This window comes from Bradyrhizobium sp. 132 (genome assembly GCF_023074185.1).
In the GTDB taxonomy this organism is placed as follows: Bacteria; Pseudomonadota; Alphaproteobacteria; order Rhizobiales; family Xanthobacteraceae; genus Bradyrhizobium.
Window position 1 is genome coordinate 1 of the sequence record NZ_JADPKY010000195.1, and the last position, 9,003, is coordinate 9,003.

Annotated in this window: 6 protein-coding genes and 1 pseudogene; all 7 read left to right on the top strand. The window is 59.3% G+C overall.

Annotation, left to right across the window (positions count from 1 at the left end; translation table 11 throughout):
• The first annotated feature begins 2,048 nt into the window (after nt 1-2,048).
• On the top strand, nt 2,049-2,369 hold the full coding sequence (locus IVA74_RS40700) for a hypothetical protein (RefSeq protein ID WP_247353809.1): 321 nt from the start codon (nt 2,049-2,051) through the stop codon (nt 2,367-2,369).
• Nucleotides 2,370-2,405: 36 nt separating this feature from the next.
• Nucleotides 2,406-3,026 (top strand): general stress protein, encoded by a 621-nt coding sequence (locus tag IVA74_RS40705; RefSeq protein ID WP_247353811.1) that lies wholly within the window; start codon nt 2,406-2,408, stop codon nt 3,024-3,026.
• A 71-nt stretch (nt 3,027-3,097) separates the two neighbouring features.
• On the top strand, nt 3,098-3,556 hold the full coding sequence (locus tag IVA74_RS40710; RefSeq protein WP_231190556.1) for a YidB family protein: 459 nt from the start codon (nt 3,098-3,100) through the stop codon (nt 3,554-3,556).
• Between the two features lie 25 nt (nt 3,557-3,581).
• On the top strand, nt 3,582-3,845 hold the full coding sequence (locus tag IVA74_RS40715) for a GlsB/YeaQ/YmgE family stress response membrane protein (RefSeq protein WP_247353812.1): 264 nt from the start codon (nt 3,582-3,584) through the stop codon (nt 3,843-3,845).
• Nucleotides 3,846-4,619: 774 nt separating this feature from the next.
• A pseudogene (locus IVA74_RS40720) lies at nt 4,620-5,407 on the top strand (alpha/beta hydrolase).
• Nucleotides 5,408-5,448: 41 nt separating this feature from the next.
• The gene (locus IVA74_RS40725) at nt 5,449-6,519 is read left to right on the top strand and encodes a HAMP domain-containing sensor histidine kinase (protein WP_247353814.1); all 1,071 of its coding nucleotides are present in this window, start codon (nt 5,449-5,451) and stop codon (nt 6,517-6,519) included.
• A 181-nt stretch (nt 6,520-6,700) separates the two neighbouring features.
• A complete protein-coding gene (locus IVA74_RS40730) occupies nt 6,701-8,716 on the top strand; it encodes a PAS domain S-box protein (protein WP_346731006.1) in 2,016 nt (671 codons plus the stop codon).
• The last annotated feature ends 287 nt before the right edge of the window (nt 8,717-9,003 follow it).

A 9,003-nucleotide genomic window follows, 5' to 3' on the forward strand; every position in this document is an offset into this window, starting at 1 on the left:
GCGGCTTTCGGCCTGCGCGTTCCAAGTGCTGGCTTGAATATTGATTGCTCGGTTGTATGGCGTGATGAGCGCCGTCTCGCTGTGAAGTTTCTGAACTGATCGCCAGTGTTTTTGTAGACGGGCGTCCGAACGGCGAACGCCGCGATATTCAGAAACAGCTCGGTGAGGCGGGGAGCGCTGGGCCAATGGTAGCGGTTCGAGCGGCGGAGTTGCACGGCGACGAGGCCGACAGCGCGCCGATGCTGAGCAAGCAAGCGGCGGACCCCGCGCAAAACGGCCGACGTCGAGACCGCATTAGAAATTGTTCGGCGTCGTCTGGCGGATGCTAGGGGCGCGGCATCAGTGGCGGTGTGTGCGGCCGTGCGGCCCGAGTATGCGAAACGCGTTAAGGCGATGGATGATCTGGTCGCGAACGATGTTGCGTGGACAAGCTTGGCGCCGATGCAGCCCACGTTCTGCGGAGATCGCAACGACGGACATCTCACTCGCTATGGCGGGCGGCCAAGGAGGCGGGCTATGTTTGAGACAGCCGACGAACGGCGAACCAAGGCAAAGCGGCGCATTTCGATCCGTCGCAAATACTTCAAAACAGACGACACGGACCCGATCGCAATTGCACGGTCCCTGAGAAAAGGAACGAAGCTGGGTAAGCGAGAGGCGCGATTGGAGAAGGCGGAGGAAAAGGTTGGCCGAAGCTATTACCGTATGGGGTACGCGGTCCTTGGGATGTGCCCACAGTGATCGGCCAGGCCTTCCGTGAGACGTTTGCGCGCGGCTCTCTCGACCGCACGATCCGGGAAGACGATGCTAGAATGCTTCTCGGCCATGATCACTGCCGCGTCGTCGGTAGAGTCTCGGCTGGGTCGTTGCGTCTTCGCATGGATGGACTTTGGCCTGCGTTACGAAGTCGATGTGGACAGGTCACACCTGATGGACAGACACTTGCCGGCAAAGTTGGAAGGCGTGACGTCACGGGCGTAAGCCCTGGCATGATCGTGCGCTGAAAATTGGGACGCGCGTAGCGGCAAGGCGAAGCCATGCGGGCTAGAGGCATGCTGTAGGGCGGAGGGGGGAGGGGTGATTCAGGCTCTCAGAAGTTTCGCCCCGCGCGCCGGCCGTATAATCGCACGCGTTGTTCCGCAGATATTCAGATTATTTTCCAGGCCGCGCAGCAGCACGCCACGGAGACAGTGGTGATGTTCTCGCCGACTCTCCGAGGCTGCCTTCGGGTGAGATACCGGTGCGGAACGAACGAACCCTCGTGCGCGTCGCCCTCGGTCCCTACGCCTTCGACCAACAGGATCTCGGGCCCCAACACCTTACGGAAACGGTGCCCCTGACCTGGCGCAGGCGCGCAGCACCTTCTCCAGTCAATGTCGTAACTCGGTCGCCGCAGCAGCTGCCGCCCGGTCACGCGGCCGATGATTGTGGTGTGGATTGGAGATCGCCGGACGAGGCGCTGCGTCTGCGCCTTCCTTTCCAACTTGAAGCCGCCGGGAATGCTCGCGACGATGAACTCGAAACGCTCCAGGACCTCATCGCGACAGTCTAGCTAGCCGGCGGCGAGGATATGGCTTTCGATCCCCTTCAGGATTCGGAAAATGCTTGCCAAAACGGTTGTTCAGGCGGTCGGGCTCGCGGTGCTGTTGCTCGATCTGCTCGACAGAGAGCCCGCTGGCTTAGTGCGCTGACTTCCAGTGATCGGCCGAGTTGAATGCTGGAAGAGGCGGTCCTGCGTAGGCTCGGCGACGCTTTGCAGCGTCTGTCGCGGGGCAGGCTTGGAGGACACGGTAGGGGCTCGAATCCTGCCGTACACCAACAGGACCCGTCCAACGTCAAGGGCCCGCCTGGGAACACGCGCGGTCGGAGGGTGCCGTGAAGGAGCACCTTGCTGCCTCACGCTCACGGCGATCAGGACCGATTACCGGAAATGCACAGCCGGCGCCCGCTGCCGTCTTCTTGCAGATCCTGCATCGCCCCCAGGACCGGGAAAACCTGGAACTTCTCAGCCCGGCGTATGTTGTGCCGTGCCACTACTGGAGGACGAAATGAACAAGAAATCTTTTCTGCTGCTGATAGCTGCCTCGCTTCTGGCGGGTCCGTCGCTTGCGCAAAATCCGACGGCGACCGATCGGCCGAACAATAATGCTGTCAACAGTTCCGGCCAGAATAATTCCAGCAAGCCGGTTGAAGGCGCCAACAGCTTCACCGAAGGCCAGGCCAAATCGAAGATCGAGGACGCGGGCTACACCAACGTCACATCCCTGAAGAAGGACGACAACGGCGTTTGGCGCGGAAAGGCCAGCAAAAGCGGCGCCTCGACCAATGTCAGTCTGGATTTCCAGGGCAACGTGAACGCGGCCAAATAACCTGGCGCGCGGCAGCGAAATTGAGAGGGATTGAACATGACCGTTACCATTTCACGTCTATACGACAATTATTCCGATGCGCAGCGCGCCGTGACGAGCCTGGAGGCCGCGGGCGTGCCGCATTCGGATTTGAGCATCGTCGCAAACAATTCCGACAACTGGTACAGCACAGACAAGAAGGTCGATCGCGATCGAGATGGGGTTGACGATCGGGCTGAAGGTGCGGCTACCGGAGCGGGCCTCGGCGCAGGTCTCGGTGGCGCGGCCGGCTTGCTCGCGGGCCTTGGTTTGTTGGCTATCCCCGGCTTGGGTCCGGTCGTGGCGGCCGGATGGCTCGCGTCGACCGCGCTCGGTGCCGTTGCCGGCGGCGCGACCGGCGGAGTCGTCGGGGCGTTGACGCAGGCCGGCGTATCCGATGAGGAAGCACCACTCTACGCTGAAGGTGTGAGGCGCGGCGGCACGCTGGTTTCGGCTCGTGTGCCGGATGCGGACCGCGCGCGCTACGAAGCGATCTTGAACCAGTCCGCCGTTAATCTGCGGGACCGGAGCGCAGCCTGGCAGAAGGCAGGGTGGAAGAATTACGATCCATCCGCCCAACCCTATGGCGCAGACGAGGTCCGCAGAGAACGCCAACTCTATGGCACCGGAATGCGCTAAATTACCCGGCGGCCCGCCACCGGGCGGGCCGCCATTCTTGCGCATGATTATCATCCAACTCAGGAGCCGAAATGAGCCGCGGAATGCCATCTATGACCGCACTCTTGGGTATGCTCGCAATCGCCGGTTACCAAAATCGGGACAAGCTGGCGGACATGTTTCGCAATGCCACCTCCGGTCAGCCGGCGGGTGCCAAGGATTCCCTGAGCGGCATGCTCGGCAATCTTGGCGGCCTTGTGGGAGGCGGCGGCGTGGGTTCGCTGCTGAACGGCGGAATCGGCGAGTTGCTCGAGCACTTCAAGCAGAACGGACAGGGCGACGCGGCCCAATCCTGGATCAATCAAGGGCCAAACCGCGAAGTCACCCCGCCCGAACTCCAGCAGGCTATCGGTCCGGACGTTCTTCAAAAGCTGGAGCAGCAGACCGGCCTGTCGCAGCAAGAGATCCTCGACCGATTGTCTCGCGAACTTCCGACAGCGGTGGACAAATACACGCCTGACGGACGTCTTCCGGCGCAATCGGCGGGATAACACTACTCAAGACTCGAGAAGAGATATGAGCATCATCTGGACGATCGTCATCGGTTTCATCGCAGGCGTCATCGCGAAGTTTATCATGCCCGGCGACAATGAGCCCTCGGGTTTCATCCTCACGACGATCCTGGGAATAGTGGGCGCGTTCGTTGCGACCTATCTTGGCCAGTCTCTGGGCTGGTATCGGCCTGGAGAAGGCGCTGGGCTGGTGGGGGCGGTCGTGGGTGCCATCATCGTGCTTCTTGTCTACGGTTTTGTGGCCGGGCGCAGCCGCCGGGCGATCTAACCACTGTGACCGAACCTTCTTCACGCTAGCGCGATGATTTCGTTCGATAGGCAAGCCGCTTGCGAGAATTTAACATAGGTTATATTCCGTGATCACCGCACCGTCTCAGCGGCTTTCCACCCCGTGACTGCGAGTTCTTGCGCTCCCGCCGGTCTAGGAGCCTCTTAATGTCGACGTCAGCCCAGCCTTGCCCGACCTGCAGGGGTTCAATGACGCTGGAACTGCACCGGCGCCAAAACGCCTCGGACGTTTCAGTGCCTCAACTGTGAACGGCCCGATCCGATGGGGTCGCCTCAGGTGGGCGCGATCATGCGCGCTTTAAGGCCAATGAAGCCTGATGGTCAGTAAGGCCTCTATGCTGGGCGGCAACGACCCAGACCGCAGGGAGATCGCAGTGCCGCGTCAAAGCTCAAAACCCCATACATTCGAACAGAGGATCGACAGCGAAAGCTCGGTTTCTGGAGGAGGCCTCGAAACTTCCTCCGGGGCCAGAACGCGATGAGCTGGAAATGAAGCTGGGTCAGCTGACGACTGCTGCTCAGTGGAGCGCAACCCTTTCGGTGCCTCCGCCCAAGCCCCTCAAATAGGCTTCGAGGTCAACTCTAGAGCCGAGCGGCGTTATGACGGACACCGGTCCATTTCAAACTTTGGCTTCGACTGGGCGTCCATAGGCACGTTCGATCCCCTAATTGGGAATGCCTTCCAGCCAAATCGTCGGCTGCAACCGAAAGCGTAGGGGTGCTACGACTTGTTTGCCAGACTTGGGGAAAAGCTATGGACGTAATCGAACGAAACAACGTCCATGTTCGCGGAACGGGCGACCGGAGCATGATTTTTGCCCATGGTTTCGGCTGTGACCAGAACATGTGGCGGTTGTGGAGTCTGCCTTCGCAAGCGAGTTCAAGACGGTGCTCTTCGACCATGTCGGCGCGGGCGGTTCTGACCTGAAAGCTTATGACCAGCGAAAATATTCGAGTTTGGCAGGCTATGCCGATGACGTCGTCGAGATCGGACACGAGCTTGGTTTGGCGGATGCGGTGTTCGTGGGCCATTCGGTCAGCAGCATGATCGGCGCGCTGGCGGCGCAGAAGGCGCCGGGCATGTTCGGGAAGCTTGTGATGGTGGGGCCTTCGCCCCGGTACATCGACGACGGCGACTATTTTGGTGGCTTCAGCGAAAAGCAAATTGAAGAACTTCTCCATTTTCTGGAGTCCAATCACATGGGGTGGTCGGCACAGATGGCACCGGCGATCATGGGAAATCCCGATCGGCCCGAACTTGGCCAGGAGCTCACCAACAGTTTTTGCCGAACTGATCCAGAAATTGCCAAGGCATTCGCGCGGGTGACATTCAAGTCCGACAACCGCGCCGACCTGGGTAAAATAGAGATTCCAACGCTGATCCTTCAGTGCAGCGACGACATTATCGCCTCGAAGCCCGTTGGCGAATTTGTTCATCGCGCAATCCCGAACAGCGAGATCGTCTTCCTTGAGGCTACCGGCCATTGCCCCAATCTCAGCGCGCCCGATGAAGTTGTCGCGGCCATGCGAACGTTTGTCTGAGGCCTTCGGTGGATGATCCGCGGATCGACGATTTCGAGGACATGTTCGAGAACGCTCCGTGCGCGTACATCACTCTGCTGCCTAACGGACGCATCGAGCGGGTGAACAAGACGCTTCTCGCCTGGATCGGCCACACCGCCGAGCACATGGCAGGCAAACGGTTCAGCGACTTCCTGAACATGGCAGGTCGCATCTATTTCGAAACCCACATAGCACCGCTTCTACGAATGCAAGGCTTTTTCAACGAATTTGCGATCGACATGGTGACGGCGGCAGGCGAGCCGCTCCAGATGATTGTGAACGCTCTCGAAGGGCGGGACGCCGCCGGCAGGGCACTGTTCACCCGGCTGGCATTGCTCAAGGCCACGGATCGGCGACGCTACGAGCATGATCTTCTGGAAGCTCGCGACGTTGCAAAGACCAGTTTGGAAAGTGAACGCGAGACTTCGGAATTGCGAGAGCAATTCATCGCCGTGCTCGGTCATGACCTTCGAAATCCTCTGGCTTCGATAAGTGCCGGGGCCCGCATCCTCGGTCGCGAAGCAAAGAGCGATAAGGAGCATCAGGTCATCGCAATGCTGGAGACGACCGTTCTGCGGATGGCGGGACTGATCGACAACGTGCTCGATTTCGCGCGCGGCCGTCTCGGTGGAGGTATCACCCTTGATCGCGATACCCGCAGACCGCTTGAACCTGTGCTGCACCAGGTGATCGATGAACTGCGGCTGTCTTCGCCCGGTCGGCGGATCGAAGCTGAATATGCGATCGACGTTCCCGTTGATTGTGACAGGAACAGAATAGGGCAGCTGGTGTCCAACCTCGCCGGAAACGCGCTCAGCCATGGCGCGTCCAACCAGCCGGTTCGCGTGCGCGCCGTGACGGAAAATGGGCTGTTCAGATTGTCAGTCGCGAACGGCGGCGAACCCATACCTGAGGCCGCCATGGCCAAGCTGTTCGAGCCGTTCTTCCGGGGCGAGGTACGAGCCAGTCGGCAAGGTCTTGGTCTCGGTCTGCACATTGCCGCGCAGATAGCAAAGGCACATGAGGGTACGCTGACCGTAAGCTCAACACGCGAGGAAACCTGCTTCACCTTTTTGATGCCACTTCGATAACGAATAGATAGGCGGGTTCCGTAGTGGCCCTTAGCGACAGGCAGATCCAGGTTGTTTTCGGGTCCGATGACCGCCTTAACGGAAGTCAGCAAAGCGCGGTCTTGCCTGTTTGCGACCCTCACGGTCATAAGCCTCTTGCCATCGAGACTACCAACTGGTGCCGGGCGCTGGGAACCAAACAGTGTCTTTGGAGTTGTATGTTTCGGCTTCGCGCGCCATTGGAGTTCGTCTCATTCCCAGGTCCAGATTCGACGAACTCGACGATACTCGCCGCCTCCAGCTGCTTATAGACGCAATCGTCGATTACGCGATCTACATGATCGACGTGGACGGCACGGTACGCAGCTGGAACTCCGGTGCGAAGCGCTTGAAGGGCTACTCGCCTGAGGAAATCATCGGCAAATCGTTTGCATCGTTCTACACGCCCGAGGATACAGCCAAAGGACTGCCAGAACAGGCCTTGAACGTCGCTGGGCAGACCGGTCGGTTCAGCGCGGAGGGATGGCGCGTCCGCAAAGACGGAAGTCGGTTTTGGGCATCGGTCGTCATCGATGCGGTCCGGGACGAAAGCGGTCACTTGGTCGGCTTTGCCAAGGTTACGCGAGATATTACCGAGCGACAGCAGGCTCACGAAGAGCTCCTTGCTAGTGAGGGGCGTTACCGCCAATTGATCGAGGCGGTGGTCGATTACGCCATCTTTCAAGTAGACCCGCTCGGTCACGTGACGACTTGGAATCCCGGCGCGCAGCGGATCAAGGGCTACACCCCGCCAGAGATCATCGGACGACATTTCAGCGCTTTCTACACGCCCGAGGATGTGGAGCTTGGCGTTCCGCAAAGTGCGCTTTCCGAGGCGAGGGAGCATGGTCGGTTCGAAACCGAAGGGTGGCGCATGCGGAAGGACGGGAGTCGCTTTTGGGCGTCGGTCGTCATCGATCGCATCAACGACGACGCTGGCAACATTGTGGGATTTGCCAAGGTCACTCGTGACGTCACGGACCGGAAGAGAGCTCAGGACGAGCTCAAGCAGGTTCAGCAGCAACTGGCCGCATCTCAGAAGCTAGAAGCCGTGGGGCAACTCAGCGGCGGAATCGCGCATGACTTCAACAATCTGCTCATGATCGTCATCGGCAATCTGGAGACAGCTGACCGGCACGCCCCCAAGGCGGCCCCAAATTTGACTCGTGCATTGGCGAATGCGAAGCGCGGGGCTCAAAGAGCCGCGGCGCTCACCAGCCGCTTGCTCGCGTTCTCTCGACGACAGGCCCTCGACCCGAAACCTATCGAGCTGAACAATTATATCAACGGACTGCAGGAGTTCCTCCAGCGCACGCTTGGGGAACGCATCGAAGTTCAGACCGTCGGAAGTGCCGGGTTATGGCATATCGAAGCCGATCCGAACCATCTCGAGTCGGCAATCGTCAATCTTGCAATCAATGCACGTGACGCGATGCCCAATGGCGGAAAGCTTACCCTGGAGGCCGCCAACATCTCCGCAGACGAGGAGTATTGCCGGCTCAATCCTGAACTGATCCCAGGCCAATATGTCGCAATTTGCGTCACGGACACCGGCAGCGGGATGGCGTCAGACGTTCTAAGTCACGTTTTTGAGCCGTTCTTTACCACGAAGGAGCCGGGGCAAGGCACCGGCCTTGGTCTGAGCCAAGTCTATGGATTCGTCAAACAGTCAGGAGGGCACGCAAAGATCTACAGCGAAGTGGGCCAGGGCACCAGCATCAAGATGTACTTCCCACGCTTCGCCGGGAATGCGCAATTGTTGGAGAGCACAGCGGAAGACCTTTCTCCTGAGGGTGATAAGTTCGAAACCGTTCTCGTCGTTGAGGACGATGCAGACCTTCGCACCTATATTTCCGACGTTCTGCGAGATCTCAACTATCGCGTCCTCTCTGCCCGCAGCGCTCAAGCGGCTTTGACCATTTTGCTGCAAGAGGATTCGAAGGTCGACCTTCTGCTGACGGATGTTGTCATGCCAGGCATCAATGGGCGCGAGTTAGGCAAGCGTGCGCAGCAAATGAGACCTGAGTTGAAGATCCTGTACATGACCGGCTATTCGCGCAACGCCGTCGTTCACCAGGGAAGGCTCGACGAGGGCGTCAATTTGCTGGAAAAGCCGATATCTCAGGCAAAACTTGCGTTACGCGTGCGAGAAATTCTCGACCGGAACAGTGGAATTTAGCCTGTGGCAACCTGACGGAGTCCAGCATTTTGCTGGCTCATCGCAGACGAACCTTCACTGAGAGAAATCGAGGTGCCGACATCAGCAGCGGCTGGTGATGACCGCAATGACTCGTTGAGGTCGCAGGTCTGATCAATAGTTGACGCGCTCATCAAAATTGGGCCAGCAGCCGCTGGGATGACTAGAGTTCGGTCCCGGCAGGCGAGTTAATGTTGCTGGACATTCTCTCGGGTCGAACGGCGGCTCCGCTCCGGTGCAGCGCAACCGAATAGATTCGTTGCATGAGT

Coding starts and splice junctions, on each gene's coding strand:
- IVA74_RS40700 (WP_247353809.1), top strand. CDS start 2,049: ATGAACAAGAAATCTTTTCTGCTGCTGATAGCTGCCTCGCTTCTGGCG.
- IVA74_RS40705 (WP_247353811.1), top strand. CDS start 2,406: ATGACCGTTACCATTTCACGTCTATACGACAATTATTCCGATGCGCAG.
- IVA74_RS40710 (WP_231190556.1), top strand. CDS start 3,098: ATGAGCCGCGGAATGCCATCTATGACCGCACTCTTGGGTATGCTCGCA.
- IVA74_RS40715 (WP_247353812.1), top strand. CDS start 3,582: ATGAGCATCATCTGGACGATCGTCATCGGTTTCATCGCAGGCGTCATC.
- IVA74_RS40725 (WP_247353814.1), top strand. CDS start 5,449: ATGTTCGAGAACGCTCCGTGCGCGTACATCACTCTGCTGCCTAACGGA.